Genomic DNA, 16,799 nt, shown 5'->3' on the forward strand with positions numbered 1-16,799 from the left:
TGATTAATTCTCAAATAGCGGTAATGAAAAAATCTGTCCCTCATGATACCAGAGTTCAGCGAAGTTTTCGATGAAAAGCACCTGGTCTGTTACGCGCAAAGCGCGAAAGAGAGAATCAGCGTGTAGCGACTCGTCTTTTTCTCCATTTAAATAGAGTTTGAAATCTTTCATGATTATCTTAGTATGCAAGTCAAGATTTGCGCGCTTCAAAGGAACGCGTACAAAAGGGTTTCTTTCTTCAGGAAGCTGACGGTGCAGGTAAAAATCAATCTCGCCTTTGTAACGAAAGGTCCCTTTCTTTTTTAATTCTAAGGCAATGCTCTCACTTTCATTCAACTGGAAGGCCACTTTCTTTTTATTAAAGTAATCCCCTTTAATCTTATGCATAAGCTGATCATTGCATTCATCAGGGTGAAGCAGAGATAAAAAGGCCTTGGTGACAAATTCAATGGTGACGTGAAAAGACGGGTTATAAGCGCGGGGCTTAAGAGAGAGTCCGTAGAAATAAAATTCACTGATGGATGAAATGGAAAGATTCTCCTGAACTTTTTTCAAAGCGATGGACAGCTTGTTGTCCATCGCTTCGTCTCCACTTCCCCATTCTTCTTTACTTGGAAATAATGAGTTATCCACTCTTACTTAAGTTCCACATTCAGTTCGATATTAAGATTTTTATTTCCTAAATCTGTCGAAGGAAATTTTGGGTCCATTCCCTCAATCGCTCCTGCTTTATTAAGAGCATCACCTGATGGTGAATAACGGGCAATCACGTGCAGAGGTCCTTTGAAATCAGCACCTGGGATCATCACGTTTTTTTGTGTAATCACGAAGGCCTGAGGAAAAGTTGGTCTCTCAACTTTAATCACCGCAACTGGAGGAGTTCTGTCGTTTGGCCCCGAATCAGGTCCAGCTTGTTTTGCGAAGATAAAAAGTACACCATTTTTAGTGATCTTTTTTTCTAGTCCTTTTTTTAATGTCACCATTCCACCAACTTTTGGGTCAGTGTAAGCGTGAGCGTTAGTTAGTGTTGCAATAGATAAAATGGCCGCTAAAAAAAGATTTCTCATTTCAAAACTCCTTATGGGATAAAAGATGCACCAATGATAGTATGAAGACAGGAGCTAATCAAATGAAGAACAAAAATTTATGCTTAATTGGGTGCGGATGGTTAGGAAAACCATTGGCAAAAACACTTTTGTCTAAAGGACACACTCTTACCATCACCACCGCTAGCGACAAGTCTCCTGAATTCCAAAGCGAAGGGATTTCTTACATCACTTTTGATTTAATCCAAGACCCTTTCAACGAAGAGATTCTTAAGGCCGATGTTGTAGTTTATACCATTCCCCCTCTTCCTTTTGTGGCCGTTAAAAATTTCTTTGATCATCTCCCAACCGATAAAAAAATTATTTTCACCAGCTCGACATCTGTCTACGGAAAAAATATGGGAAGTGTAGATGAAGACACTCCGATTGACCCAGAAAACACTCAGTCTCCGCTTCTGGCCCAAACAGAAGAGTACCTGCGAGCTCGCTTTAAGAATGCTGTGATTTTACGCCTGGGCGGTCTCTACGGAGAAAAACGCCACCCAGTCTACTTTCTGTCAGGGAAAAAAGATATTAAAACCGGAAGTGAATTCCTGCACCTCGCTCATCAAGATGACTGTGTGAACGCTATTACAAAAATCATTGAAACTGAGACATGGGGACAAACCCTTAACATCATCAGCGATTTGCGAATCACTAAGCGCGATTATTACCTGGATATGGCCCAAAAGCTCTCCCTGCCTTTGCCGGAGTATGCTCAAAGCGATAAGGGATTAAAAGAAACCAAGATCTCTAATCAGAAATCCAAAACTCTTCTGCAGATTCATTATAAAAATCCTAGCGAATTTTATAAATCTTCTGAGTGACGTCTTGTTCAGACTCTTCTTGTCTTTTAGAAGTGATGCGTTCGATTTCTTTAACGATGTTGGTAACACGTTGAAGAGCGTCTCCAATGCGATCGAAGTACTCTGTACTTGATTCCTTCTTCGCTTTTCTTAGAAGCCCAAAAGCAATCGTTAAAGGATTGTTGATTTCATGGTTGTATGTTGCAATCAGAGAGTTGATTGATTCAACTTCTCTTTTCTCCATGGCCTCGCGGTAGTTTCTTACTGCGTTGATTTGAGCATTGATGCGCGCTTCTGCGATATCAATGTTAACCGGCTTCTGGATATAATCGTTGGCCCCAAGCTTAAGCGCTTCTACGATATCAGCAACGTCAGTTTTAGCAGTCGCCATGATAATAGGGATATCAATCGATGAGTACACCGTACGCACGTATTGCAGGACCTGAAGCCCTGTCATTTCCGGCATAACAATATCAAGGAGAATTAAATCTGGTGTATCGCCTTGAAGGGCCTCAAGACACTCTCTGCCCGATTCCACACAAGTTACGTTAAAGCCTCTTTTCGTAAGCCTCTGTGATAGAACTCTTGAATTGATTTGGTCGTCATCCACAACCAGGATTCTGATACTCATACCTAACTGTTCGGTCTCTAACATTTAAAAGTTTAAATATATCCTATTTGTATTTAGTGATTTTTACAGAAAATATTCCTCTCACAATATTTCAAAAGGATAGAAGTAGCCGAGTCTTTAGCTTCGGCAGTTAAATCCCCTAGAGGTTTAGTTCGATTGGGTATTAATACAATATATTTACAGAACAATTTATTGAATATTATTCCAATACAGATAAAGTTAAATCACCACCATTTTTAAGGATTAAAGATGAAAAAACTCCTCCCTGCACTTTTATTAGTGTCCTCTTTCAATGCAATCGCCTGGGACTCCACAGATTTTAAAAACGAAGCTCTTTCTCCTTTCACTACTTCCGCAAGAAATGTTTTACTGGTGGGAACAGGACTAACACTGACTGTATTACTACTTGAAGATTCACTCGTTGATACTACTCAAAATGAAGTGGCCAATGACAAGCCACTTGGATCACTTTCAAAATTCGGTGATCTCTCTGGACAGCTTTTACCAAACGCTCTCTATGCTCTCGGGCAATCCCTGGCCGGAGCTAGCGGGAACCCTGACGGGTACAGGAGAGCGATTGGAATGTTTAAGGCCTCAGCCTACGCTTCAGGTGTAACGACTGCTTTAAAATACACCATCAGAGAACCGCGTCCTATTAACGGACACAAAGATAGAAACTCATTTCCTTCAGGACACACCACAACTGCTTTTGCTTTTAGTGGGTATGTCTTAGGCGAACACGGCTGGGCCTGGGGAACTCCCGCACTGGCACTTTCAACTTTTGTAGGCATCAGCCGAATCAATGACAACCGCCACTTCCTGCACGACGTTCTTGCCGGAGCAACTATTGGGCTTTCATACGGGCTTGGGATTGCAAAAATAGATAAGGCAAAAAAAGACAATGGTGAGAAAGAGGCCGGCCTTACGATTGTCCCAATCTTTGACTGGAACACGAAAGGCCTGGCCTTAGTTGGTGAATTTTAATTTTAGTTCTTTTTTCCAATAACAGTCATACCCATTAAATACGGCTGAAGCTTGGCCGGGATTTTTACAGAGCCATCAGCTTGCTGGTGGTTCTCTAAAAAAGGCACAAGGATTCTTGGAGTCGCAATCGCCGTGTTGTTTAATGTGTGAACGTATTGAACTTTGTTGTCGTTATCTCTGTAGCGAGTTTGAGTTCTGCGCGACTGCCAGTCGTGAAGAGCTGAACAGCTGTGAGTCTCTCTGTATTTTTGTTCAGATGGAACCCATGCCTCAACGTCAAACATACGCACCTTACCTGCTCCCATATCTCCCGTACAGCATTCGACAACTCTGTATGGAAGCTCAAGGTCCTGAACGATTTCTTCAGATGTCTCAAGCAGGATCTTGTGCCATTTTTCAGATTCAGCAGGATCGTTTTTACAGTAAATAAACTGCTCTACTTTCATGAACTGGTGAACGCGGATTAAACCACGTACATCGCGTCCGTATGATCCAGCTTCACTTCTAAAACATGGAGAATAACCAGCGTATAAAATGGGAAGTTCTGCTTCTTTTAAAATCTCTCCTGCGTGAAGAGAGTTGATTTGCACTTCTGCAGTTCCTGCCAGATAAATATTTTGTTCTGGAATGTAGTAGGCCTGGTCTCTTCCGTTAGGAAAGTGTCCTGTTCCGTATAGTGCTTCTTCGCGAGCGAAGGCCGGAACTGAAACAACCGTGAAACCTTTTTGCATTAGTTTATCCATAGCAAGTCTGTGCATTGCTAATTCAACTAACACCATTTCATTTTTTAGTGAGTATGAGCGAGAACCAGAAACTTTGGCGATTCTTTCAAAATCGGCCCAGTTATTTTTCTCTAAGATTTGAACGTGATCAAGCGGAGTGAAATCAAACTTCGGAAGAACTCCTGCTTTTTTTACTTCAACGTTATCGTTGTCATCTTTTCCAATTGGGGCCTTTGGCGAAGGGATTTGCGGCGTAAGGTACATAAGCGTTTTAAGCTCTTCTTCGGCCTTCTCTGCGCGCGGTTTAAGGGCCTTTACTTTTTCATCAAGGGCCTTACTCTCAGCGATAAGCGCTGGGCGTTCTTCAGCAGAAGCCTTAGGAATCTTCGCTGTTATTCCGTTTTTTTGCGTTAAAAGATTTTGTTCTTCAGTCTTTAGGGATGAAACTTCTTTATCTAGGGCCAGTAATTGATCAATATCCAGTGCGACGTTCTTAAGCTTACAAGCATTCTTTACGATGTCAGAATTTTCCCTGATGAATTTAATATCTAGCATAGTGGTCCCTTGGTATACTGGTGAGAGTTTAATGCTTCCTATTTTGCCTTATTTTGGCAAGTTTTAATAGGAAAAACACAAGGATTCCCCGTGGCACGTTGTAAATTTTGTAGCAGAGAAATCACCTGGATGAAAGAAGGCGGAAGAAACCGTCCGATCAATGGTGATGGTGGAATTCACGCTTGTGATGAAATGAAAGCTTCAATGAAATCTATTAAATCAATTGAGAAAACAGAACTCGATGCTGATATTTTAAAACAGTACGAGCAAGCGATTAATCTAAAAGTTCAAGGAACTAAGAAGTAGAATTTATCTGCTTTCAGTAGGTGAAGTCACTTCATCGAGATTGTTTAACGGAACTCTCTTAATAAAGTGTCTTTGCCTGATCGGACAATCCGCCAGTTCACAATTTTCACAATACACTTTACGACAAGGATCCAGATGGATTCTGATCTCTGCTTCCACCGGGTATTCTTTTAAAATACTCTGTTCGTAGTTTTCACTAAAAGTGTGACCTTCGGCCACTGACCAGAACTCTGGAATAACCATGTGGCATTCGATGTGGTGAAAAGGTCCGCTTTTAATAATACGCGTGTAGTGAATATCGATAACGCCCGGGACATAATTTTTCTCGAAAAGCCCGGCCACTAATTGCAACAATTCCTGATCGTGAGCATCCAGAAGAACATTGCCAGAGCGAATAAGAATCCTTGTTCCTTGAATACATAAAACAGTTCCAAAAAAACCAGCAATGACAGGGTCCACCCACTGGGCCCCAGTAAATTTAACAATCAATAAGCTGAGGAGAACTCCAATACTCGTCAGTGCATCTCCCATCAGGTGAGCGCCACTGGAAAGCATGGCCTCTGAGTGATGGCGCTTTCCCTGAACTTTAAGAATGAATCCTAAAATCCCATTGATCACACCAGTTAAAATAATCAATACCAGACCGGCGTTAACTTCTTCAACATGGGCGCCGTGGAAAAAAATCTGAATCGACTGAATGATAATTAAAATACCGGCAAGAGTGATCGCCCCGCCTTCAAAGGTCGCGGCCATACTCTCTACTTTTCCATGACCGTATGGATGGTCTTCATCTGCAGGCTTTGCGGCCACAACAATCACCGCCAGCGTAATGACTCCAGCAACGACGTTAACAATACTCTCCAGGGCATCGGAGAAAACCGACTGCGATCCGGTTAAGTGATAAGCGTAAAATTTCAAACAAAGTAAAACAATACCGATAACCAGAGAGAGCGCTGGTAAAAACTTTCTTTCTTCGTGATTAATTTTTGGATGATGATTTGCCATAAATTGATTATAGCAAATTCCCAGAGAAAATGTCTCTTACTTTAAAAATCGCTGGTCTCTGGGGAGTATGATACATGAAACTTTTTTTCGGTTTCTAGCAATGATGTTATAGACACTATCGCGGATAAAACGAGGGATGATTTTAAGAAGAAGCAATAAAGATTTCACTCCCCCCAATCTCCTGCCAATTTCAATCACAGCATCACTCTTGTAAAACAATTGCCCATGAGAAAGAAACACCACTGTGCTCATATCACTTTCCCCACCAACCTCTGTCTTATAAGTCTCTCCATTTAATGGAGCAAAGAGTAGTTCTTTTTTAGAGTCGAGAGAAACCAAGGCCCTCACTGAGCGCTGGCATAACCCACAATCCCCATCATAAAAAACGACCTTATCCATTTTGACTCCTCCCTCTATTTTGGCACCATCAGTGCACTATGACTAGGTATAAGCTTGCTCACTTATAACGAACGACCTTCTTAAGAGGGCTTGCAAACGACCCTAGTGTCTAAAGTTTAAACAGCTGTAAAGCATAAGCATATTTCCAGGAGACTTTATGAAATCGCTATTCATCTTAACAATGTCCATGGTCCTGACCACTCCGTTATTTGCTCAGGATGACGTTCAAGTTGACCGTGAAATCGAACGCGATATCACTGAAGGAAAAATCCAGGCGGCCGAATCTCTTTGGTTAAAAGACATGGAAAAAGGCATCGACCAAAAACAACAAAAAGCAGCAGCTCTTATCGTACTAGTGGCCAACAGGGCCCAAGAAAGAGTGTCTGTTGGCAACGATAGCTTTCGTGAAGAGGCCGAATACGCTCACGTAGGGTTTGTGGCCCGTCTGCAAGGTATCCGCGAAGACCGCGAAGCCCTGGCGAGAAAAGAAATTCAACCAGACTATGCCACTCTACAAAATTACTCTAAGCGTTTAGATACTTTAATCAGCGATTTGCAAACATTCTTAAAATAACCAACTCATAAAATTTAAGAGAATCCTGCCTCACAGGATTCTCTTATTGCACTTTTTCTGCGATAATTCTGACTCACCTAAGAAAAGGATTATCCAGATGAATTTTTACCAAGAACTAGAAGACCGCGGACTCATCGCGGACGTGTCAAACCCGGAATTAAAAGAACTCTTAAACACTAAGAAAATTTCTTTTTATATTGGTTATGACCCGACAGCTAAGTCGCTTCAGATTGGTAACCTCTTTGCCATCATCACGATGAAACGCTTCCAGAACGCGGGCCATAAGCCTTACGTCCTTCTTGGAGGAGCGACTGGTATGATCGGTGACCCTTCGGGAAAAAGCACTGAGCGCGTTCTTTTAACTGAAGAAGTCATCAAAGAAAACATCGAAGCGCAGAAAAAACAATTCCAGAAAATTTTAAAGTTCGACGGCGAAAATCCGGCGATTATGGTTAACAACTACGACTGGATGGGGAAATTCTCTTTCCTTGAATTCCTAAGAGACGTTGGTAAGAAATTCAGAATTTCTGAAATGATCGCGAAGGAATCAGTTAAGAAGAGACTTGAATCAGAAGTGGGACTAAGTTTTACTGAGTTCTGCTACCAAATGCTTCAAGCTTACGACTTCCGTCACCTGTCACTAAACCACGACATCATCCTGCAAATGGGTGGAGGCGATCAATGGGGTAACATTACTGCGGGTATCGATTACACTCGTAAAATGGATGGCCGCCAGGTGTATGGTCTAGTTATTCCACTGGTAACAGATTCAAACGGAAACAAATTCGGTAAGTCTGAAGGTGGAACAGCGATCTACCTTGACCCGGAAATGACTTCACCATACCAAATGTACCAATACCTGCTTAACAGCGAAGACGCTTCTGTCGTGAAGTACCTGAAATACTTTACGTTCCTTTCACTTGATGAAATTAAAGCGCTTGAAGACAAGACAGTTAATGAGCCTCACCTGCGTGAAGCCCAAAAAGTCCTGGCAAGTGAAGTAGTTGAGCTTGTTCACGGCGAGGAAGGCCTAAATGCCGCTTTAAACGCGACAAAAATCTTCTTTGGTGAAAAGATCACCAACCTAAAAGATAAAGACCTGACGGCGATCTTTAAAGACGTTCCATCAGTAGAGATCCCTCGCGCTGAACTTGCAGCGGGAATTCCTCTACTTGACCTTCTTGCAAAAACTCCGCTTTTCCCAAGTAAAAGCGAGGCAAGAAGATCTGTTGAGCAAAAAGGTGTTTACTTAAATAACGATACAATGCCTGAGATGACAACGGCGATTAACGAATCTCACCTTGCCAGTGAAACTTGTATGGTTATCAGGAAAGGTAAAAAGAATTATTGTGTTATTAAATTTGCTTAAAATAAAAAAGGCCGCATTTTGCGGCCTTTTTTTTATCTATTTTTTTGGTGCTTTATGATCGTTTGGATCTGTCGGAGTCGTCAGCTTCTTAATCTTCCCTCTCTTTAAATCATTTCTTTCCTGGATCGCTTTAGTATTAGGAACCATGTGAGTTGAAAACGGTGTTTTCTCTCCTAATACCTGTGCCTGAACAACAATCATTAGGCGAACAGCATCTCCTACTAAAACCCCGCCCGCGTCCATTTGTTTGTTCCAGACGATCTCGAAATCTTTGCGGTTAAGTTCACCGCTTAGAGTGAAGAAATAGTTTTCTTTGTCCCAAGGATCTTTTAATTTTCCTTTATACAATCCTTCAAGAGTCACTGATTTAGTCACTCCACGAAGAGTTAAATCTCCGGTGATTTTAAATTTTTGTCCGGCCGCCACTTTAACAGGGCCAGCAGACTTAAACGTGATCTCCGGATAGTTGGCCACAAAAAAGAATTCATGCCCCTTTAAGTGAAAATCTCTTTTCCCATCATTTGTATCGACACTCTCACCGACGATTTCGACTCTGACATTTGAAAGCGTGTCTTCTTTATCATTTAATTCAAAAAAGCCACGGTAGTCTTTAAACTGACCTTCAACTTTCGTCATCATCATGTAATCCACATCAAAACCGATGCGCGAGTGTTCTTTAATCAGCTCAAATTGTTTTGCCTGAGCGGAGAAAGTCAGGGCCATTGCAAAAAAGAGAGTTAGGTATTTCATGTCTTTCCTTATTTTTTAGGGATGCGGATAACGATCTTATCTTTTTGATTGATCACTTCTGCTTTATCAGCATCCAGTCCTGGAGCAATCGTGAACATACGCTCAGATGAAGTCTCCAGGACACCGTTAGAATTGTCTTTAATGTCTTCGCTAATTTTGATCATGCCGTCTTTGATTTCCACATTGAGTTTGTGGTTAGTGCCATCATCCCCTCTTAGCGGAATATCGTAATAAACGTTTTTATTATCTTCTCTTTGAGAGATAATCCCCAAGGTACTCGCTCCTCGCATATCCATGCTTTCTTCCTGCATGCGCGAGATGGTGTCCATCATTTTCTCGTGGTCAAAATCATCCGGGTTAACTGGAAAACGGTCTTCCGACTTCACCACCTGAACCGGCATGCGGTTTAACTTAGTTAGTAAATGGTTCGTCAGGAAACCAATACAGAAAAAAATGACGGCAATAAAAAACTTAGTAGTTAAAACTCTCTTCATAGTGTTCCTTATTATAGAAACTTTGGTGCAATAACAAAAGGGCGGTTTTGAGGACTAATATGGGCACTAAATAAAACATATTGTTGGAATATCAAGTGCTTAAATCTTCTGGAAAATGAGAGTTTTTTATTCAAGTTTAAAGGTCCCCAACCGAAAGGGTTTAATATTAGGGAAGAATCCCTAATCCAACCCCAGCAAAGGACCCTCAATGAACAAGTCATCAAACTTCAAAGGCAAGATATTCTTTTCTGCGGACTCTTTTGCCACAAAGAAAACATTGATGTCTTATTATGCTGAGCCTTTAGAAATGAGTTTTGATCAAACGATCATGTCTTCATTTGATTTTTTAAATCTTAACCCTGATGAAAAAAAACAACTTTCATCTCGCCATAGAAAAATGCTGAATAACTACCGCCACATCAACCCATTTGCTCTAAATGTTGATGCTCAGGAGTTTGTTGAAAGTATCGCCAAGTGCAAATCGGATAAAATTATTATCCACGCTAACGACTATGGAGCTTATATTTGCCTTGCTGCTCTTTACTCTGGGAAAATCCCGTCTGATAAAAAAATTGAATTTCACTTCGAGAGCTCGCCTCTGGCGCTTTTCCCGAAGACCTTCTTAAAAAACACACCAAAGACTGATCACAAGATTGTCTTTCACGTACAAGAAGACTCATGGCTTGGGCCATTTTCTACTCTGTATAGCAATGACAAGATTAAGTGTTTCTATCGCCCGAAAGCGGCCTGATTAATTTCAAAGACAAATGATGTGCCTGCGGCTTCGTTTCTCGTAGCGTAGATGCGCGCGCCTAAAGAATCGGCAACAACTTTACAGATCGCAAGCCCTAGACCACTCCCCTGAGCTTTTGTGGCCGTGCTTTGCAGGCGGTGAAAGCGGCTGAAGACCTTTTCTAAGTCTGCCTCTTCAATTCCTTCCCCTTCATCAGAAACGCGCACGCGAAGCACTCCTTCTTTACTTTCTCCGGTAATAGACACTGTCGAAGACTCTGGCGAGTACTTGATAGCGTTTTCAATCAGGTTGTAAAAAAGCACTCCCAATAAATCGCGGTCGCACATGACTGAGAGTTCATCCTCTGATGCTTGATAGAAAGAATCAAAATCCAGGTGCAGTGAAATTTTCTTCATGTTGGCAAGCTTTGAAAGTCTCGAAACCTGACCCAACACCACTTCATCCAGACGATTTTTTGTAAATGTTAAATTGCTCGCTCCACTATCAACGCGGGCAAGAATTAAAAGGTTGTTAGTTAACTTTGTCAGGAAATTAATTTCCTGAGAAATGCTCTCCATAAAACGAGTCATCTCTGCTTCTGAACGTTTTTCTGAAATAAAAACTTCCAACTCTCCTTTCATGATGGCCAGTGGAGTTTTAAGTTGGTGAGAAGCATCCTGAATAAACCTATCCTGGGCATCAAAAGCTTCATTCAATCGGCTCAGAAGATGGTTAATGGTATCAGCAAGCTGCCAGATCTCCCCCTTGCTCTGAGGCACTGGCACGCGCTCTTCCAGATTAGTGACTTCGATTTCTTTAGTTTTGGCAATAATCATCATCATCGGCCTTAGAGCGCGACCGACGAAAAAATAACCAATCATCAAGGAAACCAAAAGCATGATAGGAACGCTGATATAAAAGAACTTAACTAAATTGCGGTTAATCACTAAAAAATCTGTTTCAGGCACAGCGATTTGAAGAATAAGCGGGGTATCTTTTTGTAGTACGGGCAAGAGATAGTTAATCACTCGGTAGGGAACTTTTTCATTCACCATCGTCGAGAAGCTCGCTCCATTTTTAAGGACGCGGGCAACAACTCCTTCATTTAAGCGGGAGATTTGCGTTTCATGTAAATGCGGTCTGGTTTCAATAACGTTGCCGTTAATATCCATCACCGAAATAAAACTGTTTTTTAAAGTAAATGGCAGGATCTTTTCATTGAGTTTTAAAATAGTCGAATCAAACTCAACGTCACCATATTTATCCACATCTAAAGATTCGGCCACATCGACTGCGTAATTATATAAACTGGTATCGAACTCGGCGATTTGAAGCTTGGAGAATTGAGTGTAAAGAATATAACAGAAGCCCGATAGCATACCGGTAAAAATGAGACCGAAAAGTAAACTCAGCCTCAGTTTTAAACTGATCTTCTGCCAAAAAAACATAGTTACTCTTTTAAGATATAACCATACCCAACCATGGTATGGATCATTTTCTTGTCAAAAGGTGTATCGATTTTTTTTCTCAGCATATTGATGTAAACATCAATAACATTGGTGTTGGTGTCGAAATTAACATCCCAGACATGTTCACTGATTTCCACTCTGGTAATCGGGCGTCCCGGGTTGCGCATAAAATATTCAAGCAGAGAAAATTCTTTTGCCGTTAATGTCACTTCTTTCTGGTCTCTCACCACTTTTCTTTGAACCAGGTCTAGTTCGATATCGCCGAAACGAAGCTTCGAGCTCTCTGTTCCATGGTTTCTTCTTAGAAGCGCTCTAATACGAGCGAGAAGCTCTTCAAACTCAAAAGGTTTTGTTAGATAATCATCTGCACCTGAATCGAGTCCATTAATTTTATCTTTCGTTGTTGAGAGTGCCGTGAGCATAAGAATCGGCATGCGGTAGCCGTCTCTTCTTAAGTGCCTGGCGGTGTCCATTCCGTTTTGATCCGGAAGATTGACATCAAGAACGACAAGGTCGTATTCGTTTTCACAAACCAGACTCTCGGCCCCTGATCCTGTTTCAGATACATCAACCATGTACCCTTGGGCCACTAGACCCTTTTTGATAAAGCTTGCCATTTTCGGCTGGTCTTCAACAATTAATATTCTCATGGTTATACAGTATAGAGATATAAAAAGGGGAACTCAATGAGTTCCCCTGAATAATGTCCAAAATTTATGTGGAGACTATTTTTTTGGAGCTGGAGCAGCTTCTGTAGCTGGAGCTTTTGTTTTTTCAGCAACGCAAGCTTCGATTTTAGCTTTGTCACCTTTGTGTTCTTTTGCACAAGCTTCCATAGCAGCTTTGTGAGCGTCTTTTTCGTGGTGCTCAGCAAAAGCAGAAACTGAAACGATAGTCATAGCGATTAATAGTAAAGATTTCATAACACTCCCTAGGTATATGAGAAGCAAATTATTTTGCTTCCTTTTGATAATTAACAATACACTCAGTCAATTTTTTGCCCTTAAGTTCGGCGTCACCTTTTAAGCACGCCTCTTTCGCTTTCTTGTAGGCCTTGGTACTCTTACTTTCACGCATCTTGCTTCCCCCTGGGAAAGCTCTTTGTGACGAATCCTCTCCTAGAGCAATGGCCACAAAAACGGTGAAGATAAACATGAGTATCGTTTTCATGTCCTTTAGTATCGGTGCCAAACATTAAAAAGAGATTTAGCTGAGATTAAAAAATTTTAATCCCGCCCATACCTGAGCAAAATCATCTGTATTAATCCTTGAAAAAATTCACTTTTTAACCCTTTTTTGCCGAGAAACAATCAATGAAATTAACCATCCAAACACCTATCGCTAAAAACTATAAAGCCGTCTTTGCACGTTTTGACCTGGAGCTATTTAAAAAGCTCAAACCACCAGCAGTAAGCCTGGAGGTTGAACGATTTGATGGCTGCAAAAAAGGCGATGAAGTTCACCTCATAGTCTCTGGAAAAAAATGGGTTAGTCACATCACTGATTTTTACCAGGATGACACTGAAATTTATTTCATCGATCGCGGCGTAGTCACTCCAGCTCCCATCAAAAGCTGGACTCACATTCATAAAATTAAAAAGACTGGTGAAAATGAATGCATCATCATCGACGATATTGATTTCTCTACTGGAAACGTCCTGATGGATAAACTACTCTACCCTGCGCTTCTGGCGATGTTTTCCCTTAGGCGTCCTATCTACAAGCGAGAACTGTCATGAAAAAAAAGCACGTTTATGAATCACTCCCTCTGGATCATGAAGGACGTGCCCATTACTCGCAGACTGAAAACGATACATGGAAATTTTTATTAAACAGGCAAAAAGAACTGGTAAAGACCCGCGCCTCAAAAGAGTTTTTAAAAGGCGTTGAACACCTGAAGTTTGGCGATCATATTCCTCAGCATTTTGAAATCACCGACATCCTGACCCAGCATACCGGCTGGGGAGTCGAACCTGTTCCAGCACTTATTCAACCGGAGCAATTTTTCACTCTACTTTCTAAAAAAAGATTTCCGGCAGCAAACTTTATCCGCACTCCAGAGGATATCGACTATATCCAGGAGCCGGATGTTTTTCACGAACTCTTTGGACACTGCCCGCTTCTAACCAATGCTCCTTACGCTGAATTCATGCACCAGTATGGGAAGCTTGCTTTAAAAGCAGACCGAAAAACCCAGATGCGCATGTTTCGCCTCTTTTGGTTTACGATTGAATTTGGTTTGATTAAAGAAGACGGACAAATGAAAGCATACGGAGGAGGAATCCTCTCGTCGAAATCAGAAGTCATCTACTCTGTTGAAAGTGATATTGCACAAAGGAATCCTTTGGACCCAATGGATGCGCTGAGGACACCGTTTCGTATCGATATCCTTCAGCCCATTTATTATGTGATTAATAGCTTTGACGACCTCTTTAAGCTGATCTCACTCGATCCGCTAAAGATGGCCCAGGAGTCTTTTTTACTTCCCGATTTCCCACCGAAGTTCGAGAAGAAAAAGAAAGAGTAAAAGATTATTTTCCGTTTCTAAACGAGTAAATATAATCTTTGATCGTCGGGAAAAGAACCATACACACCAGGTACATCGCCACTTGTCCCATGATGGAAATCCACCCTACTCCCTGAAGCATTTTTGCTTCAGCAGTTAAAAGCGCTCCGAAACCACAGATAGATGTCAGCATCCCCATGTGCACCGGGCCCGAAATTCTCTTGGCCGCAGAAAGTGCTTCTCCGCGCTTTTTCCCCCAGCGAAGTGGCTGCCCTTGATGCTCAATCTCATCGTGAATCTGGTGAACACCCATATCAATTCCCGCTGCGAGTACCGCCGGAATAATCGCCACGTTTAGAATCGTAAACGGCTCATCCACTAATCCCATTAAGGCAATCAGGAAAAGACATCCAATGACCAGCTGCCCTTCCAGAATCATGGCATAACGAATACTTTTGAAATCCGGCCAGAACACAAAAAAAGCTCCAACTAAGAAAAGAACCAAGACGATTTTCCCGTCTTCGATAATGTGATTTAAAATGGCCGAGAAGACCAATGTATCAGAGCCAACTTCCATTCCCGGAAAAAACTTTTTTGCTTTTAACAAGACTTCTGCATAACGATTGATATTTTCATAAGTCCCTTGTCTCTCTTTAGGAAAAACCAGGAGGATATTTTTATCCGGGCCGAAGTTGTCTCCTAAAGATTTAGGGACAAGTTCATCACCATAAGGTTTTGTCGTCAGCCATTTTTGAACCTGGTTGTATTTCATTCCAGATTTTTCTTCCAGCTCTTCCGGTGAAATTTTATCGACTTCTGCTTTAATCTTTTGAATGCGCTTATATCGGCTCTGCATATCATCCGGCACCAGAGTGTTATAAGAAATAACCTGATGAACGACGTGAGAGTTTTCATCATTGTTCAGCCATGACTCCAGAGATTTTACTTGCTCCATATCGCGAGTCAGGATGGCCGAAGGCGTGATGGCCCTGCCGTAAAGATCGTCAGTGAGTTTATTGATCTCTTGAGTTTTCTTCGAAAAATTATGAAGTCTTTCAAAATCAAATTCAAAGTAAGCGTTGTAAACACCATACCCCATAATAGGAATCAACAGTGCATACCAGTAAATGTACTTCGTCTTAAAAGGAAAAGCGTAGAAGAAGCGCGAGAATTTCTCTTGAATGTGCCCTTCTGTTTTGTGCGGAAGAAGGCGTGCTCCGAGCGGAAAAATACACATGAAAGTAAAATAAATACAAACAACCCCAAGTCCGGCAATCATCCCTAATTCAGAAAAACCTCTGAAGTCTGAAATCGAAAGAATAAAAAATGCACAGGCCGAAGTAATGGCCGCTGAAAAAAGCGAGCGCCCCATTACCAGGTATGTTTCTTCAATCGCCGTATCGCGGTCTTTGCCATGCTGTCTTTCTTTAAAATACCTGCGCACGAAGTGAATCCCGTACTCAGACCCAAGACCTGAAAGAATCGCCAGCAAGAACCCGGTAAGAATATTGATTCGTCCAACAATAAGATAAGCTAACCCCACAGTTTGTCCCATGGCCATGAAAACACCGGCAAGAGTAAACCATCCCGCTCTCATCGAGCCCAAACCAAAAAAAAGCACGATAATCAAAAGCACTGTCGAAATAATCGACGTCTTAGCAATGTCGCGGTCAAACTGTTCTTTATCCTGGATCTTTTCAACGTATCGTCCACTCAGGTGATAAGGGATTTTTGGCCCGCTCAATTTATTGATGGCCTCCTCCACTTTTTTCACCAGCACTTCACTCGACTCTAAATCCGTTGAACCAAAGTCTGGCTTAATTAACAACATGGCATAGAGTTTATCTTGGGATAAAAAATAGCGATCTTGAGGCACAGTCTTTCTTAACGTTTCAAAAAACTTCTTTGCTTCGGCCACATCTTCTGAATTGTCCCCTTCATCAAAAAGGTCCAACCCCGTCGTGTCGACCTTCTTATCAGAAAAAAGGACCAGGGCGTGTTCGTTGAGTTTTTTAAATTCTTTTTTGCTAATCAGGTAAAGCGCTTTGTCTTTAAGTGCGTATGTTTCGCGTTCGTAATAAGAGTATTTAATATGTGGAATGTCTTTAATGGCCTCGGTAATTTGTGGAAGTTTCTTTTCCGGCGAGGCCATCGGCCCCACAAGGGCAATCAGGTACCCCCCGCCCCCAACAATCTCTGAAACGTGGTTCATTTCTACAACGGCCGGGTTGGTGTCTGACAGAAGCCCCGAAAGGTCCATGTTTACTTTCAATTTAGGGGCCTGTAAGGCTCCCCAAACGCTTAAAATCAAAGCAATAATGGGCAGGATATAAATATTCTTTAAATTCCATTTTAGGATAGACATTGGCACCCTTTTGTTTCTATATTGACCCCATAAAAATTGTCATTTT

Annotated in this window: 21 protein-coding genes; 8 read left to right on the forward strand and 13 right to left on the reverse strand. The window is 41.7% G+C overall.

The features are described from left to right. Positions 1-3: 3 nt before the first annotated feature. Positions 4-633 carry a hypothetical protein gene (locus AC6JA8_RS13520; protein WP_497974264.1) on the reverse strand — a complete coding sequence of 210 codons (630 nt, stop codon included), beginning with the start codon at positions 631-633 and terminating at the stop codon, positions 4-6. Between the two features lie 2 nt (positions 634-635). Then, on the reverse strand, positions 636-1,067 hold the full coding sequence (locus AC6JA8_RS13525) for a c-type cytochrome biogenesis protein CcmI/CycH (protein WP_497974265.1): 432 nt from the start codon (positions 1,065-1,067) through the stop codon (positions 636-638). A 62-nt stretch (positions 1,068-1,129) separates the two neighbouring features. Between AC6JA8_RS13525 and AC6JA8_RS13530 the strand changes: the two genes are divergently transcribed. Next, entirely contained in the window at positions 1,130-1,912 is a 783-nt protein-coding gene (locus tag AC6JA8_RS13530; RefSeq protein WP_497974266.1) for a Rossmann-fold NAD(P)-binding domain-containing protein, read from the forward strand. Here the strand turns inward: AC6JA8_RS13530 and AC6JA8_RS13535 are convergent. Continuing rightward, positions 1,884-2,546 carry a response regulator gene (locus tag AC6JA8_RS13535; protein ID WP_497974267.1) on the reverse strand — a complete coding sequence of 221 codons (663 nt, stop codon included), beginning with the start codon at positions 2,544-2,546 and terminating at the stop codon, positions 1,884-1,886. The genes AC6JA8_RS13530 and AC6JA8_RS13535 overlap by 29 nt on opposite strands. Positions 2,547-2,771: 225 nt before the next feature. On the opposite strand from AC6JA8_RS13535, the gene AC6JA8_RS13540 reads away from it, so the two are divergent. After that, a complete protein-coding gene (locus tag AC6JA8_RS13540) occupies positions 2,772-3,506 on the forward strand; it encodes a phosphatase PAP2 family protein (RefSeq protein ID WP_497974268.1) in 735 nt (244 codons plus the stop codon). A gap of 2 nt (positions 3,507-3,508) precedes the next feature. Here the strand turns inward: AC6JA8_RS13540 and serS are convergent, their stop codons facing one another. Further along, the gene (serS, locus tag AC6JA8_RS13545; RefSeq protein WP_497974269.1) at positions 3,509-4,783 is read right to left on the reverse strand and encodes a serine--tRNA ligase; all 1,275 of its coding nucleotides are present in this window, start codon (positions 4,781-4,783) and stop codon (positions 3,509-3,511) included. Between the two features lie 90 nt (positions 4,784-4,873). Here serS and AC6JA8_RS13550 point away from each other — a divergent pair, with 90 nt between their 5' ends. Beyond that, positions 4,874-5,089: a hypothetical protein gene (locus AC6JA8_RS13550; protein WP_133566608.1), complete on the forward strand. Its 216-nt coding sequence runs from the start codon at positions 4,874-4,876 to the stop codon at positions 5,087-5,089. A gap of 3 nt (positions 5,090-5,092) precedes the next feature. Here AC6JA8_RS13550 and AC6JA8_RS13555 read toward each other — a convergent pair whose 3' ends face one another. Next, positions 5,093-6,094: a cation diffusion facilitator family transporter gene (locus tag AC6JA8_RS13555; protein WP_497974270.1), complete on the reverse strand. Its 1,002-nt coding sequence runs from the start codon at positions 6,092-6,094 to the stop codon at positions 5,093-5,095. A 36-nt stretch (positions 6,095-6,130) separates the two neighbouring features. Continuing rightward, positions 6,131-6,493, reverse strand: a complete 363-nt coding sequence (locus tag AC6JA8_RS13560; RefSeq protein ID WP_497974271.1) for a thiol-disulfide oxidoreductase DCC family protein — start codon at positions 6,491-6,493, stop codon at positions 6,131-6,133. 157 nt (positions 6,494-6,650) lie between these two features. Between AC6JA8_RS13560 and AC6JA8_RS13565 the strand changes: the two genes are divergently transcribed. Together AC6JA8_RS13565 and tyrS are read left to right on the forward strand one after the other, a co-directional pair. Then, entirely contained in the window at positions 6,651-7,067 is a 417-nt protein-coding gene (locus tag AC6JA8_RS13565; protein WP_497974272.1) for a hypothetical protein, read from the forward strand. A gap of 97 nt (positions 7,068-7,164) precedes the next feature. Next, complete coding sequence (gene tyrS / locus AC6JA8_RS13570) at positions 7,165-8,436, forward strand: tyrosine--tRNA ligase (protein ID WP_497974273.1); 1,272 nt, start codon at positions 7,165-7,167, stop codon at positions 8,434-8,436. 36 nt (positions 8,437-8,472) lie between these two features. On the opposite strand, the gene AC6JA8_RS13575 is transcribed toward tyrS, so the two are convergent. Then, the gene (locus AC6JA8_RS13575) at positions 8,473-9,186 is read right to left on the reverse strand and encodes a YceI family protein (protein ID WP_497974274.1); all 714 of its coding nucleotides are present in this window, start codon (positions 9,184-9,186) and stop codon (positions 8,473-8,475) included. A gap of 8 nt (positions 9,187-9,194) precedes the next feature. Further along, a complete protein-coding gene (locus AC6JA8_RS13580; protein WP_497974275.1) occupies positions 9,195-9,680 on the reverse strand; it encodes a hypothetical protein in 486 nt (161 codons plus the stop codon). A gap of 208 nt (positions 9,681-9,888) precedes the next feature. Between AC6JA8_RS13580 and AC6JA8_RS13585 the strand changes: the two genes are divergently transcribed. Next, on the forward strand, positions 9,889-10,431 hold the full coding sequence (locus AC6JA8_RS13585) for a hypothetical protein (RefSeq protein WP_497974276.1): 543 nt from the start codon (positions 9,889-9,891) through the stop codon (positions 10,429-10,431). Here AC6JA8_RS13585 and AC6JA8_RS13590 read toward each other — a convergent pair. The 4 genes from AC6JA8_RS13590 to AC6JA8_RS13605 form a co-directional block, all read right to left on the reverse strand. Next, positions 10,410-11,861, reverse strand: a complete 1,452-nt coding sequence (locus AC6JA8_RS13590) for a sensor histidine kinase (protein ID WP_497974277.1) — start codon at positions 11,859-11,861, stop codon at positions 10,410-10,412. The genes AC6JA8_RS13585 and AC6JA8_RS13590 overlap by 22 nt on opposite strands. A gap of 2 nt (positions 11,862-11,863) precedes the next feature. Continuing rightward, a complete protein-coding gene (locus AC6JA8_RS13595) occupies positions 11,864-12,532 on the reverse strand; it encodes a response regulator transcription factor (protein WP_497974278.1) in 669 nt (222 codons plus the stop codon). A gap of 75 nt (positions 12,533-12,607) precedes the next feature. Beyond that, complete coding sequence (locus AC6JA8_RS13600) at positions 12,608-12,805, reverse strand: hypothetical protein (RefSeq protein ID WP_102244351.1); 198 nt, start codon at positions 12,803-12,805, stop codon at positions 12,608-12,610. Positions 12,806-12,833: 28 nt separating this feature from the next. Continuing rightward, positions 12,834-13,052 carry a hypothetical protein gene (locus tag AC6JA8_RS13605; RefSeq protein WP_497974279.1) on the reverse strand — a complete coding sequence of 73 codons (219 nt, stop codon included), beginning with the start codon at positions 13,050-13,052 and terminating at the stop codon, positions 12,834-12,836. 143 nt (positions 13,053-13,195) lie between these two features. On the opposite strand from AC6JA8_RS13605, the gene AC6JA8_RS13610 reads away from it, so the two are divergent. Then, positions 13,196-13,621, forward strand: a complete 426-nt coding sequence (locus AC6JA8_RS13610; RefSeq protein WP_497974280.1) for a hypothetical protein — start codon at positions 13,196-13,198, stop codon at positions 13,619-13,621. Beyond that, positions 13,618-14,409, forward strand: a complete 792-nt coding sequence (gene phhA / locus AC6JA8_RS13615; protein ID WP_497974281.1) for a phenylalanine 4-monooxygenase — start codon at positions 13,618-13,620, stop codon at positions 14,407-14,409. The genes AC6JA8_RS13610 and phhA overlap by 4 nt, the downstream gene beginning before the upstream one ends. A gap of 4 nt (positions 14,410-14,413) precedes the next feature. Here phhA and AC6JA8_RS13620 read toward each other — a convergent pair whose 3' ends face one another. Further along, positions 14,414-16,753, reverse strand: coding sequence for an efflux RND transporter permease subunit (locus AC6JA8_RS13620; RefSeq protein ID WP_497974282.1), 2,340 nt, complete (start codon positions 16,751-16,753; stop codon positions 14,414-14,416). Between the last annotated feature and the right edge of the window lie 46 nt (positions 16,754-16,799).

The organism is Bacteriovorax sp. HI3 (assembly GCF_059738875.1).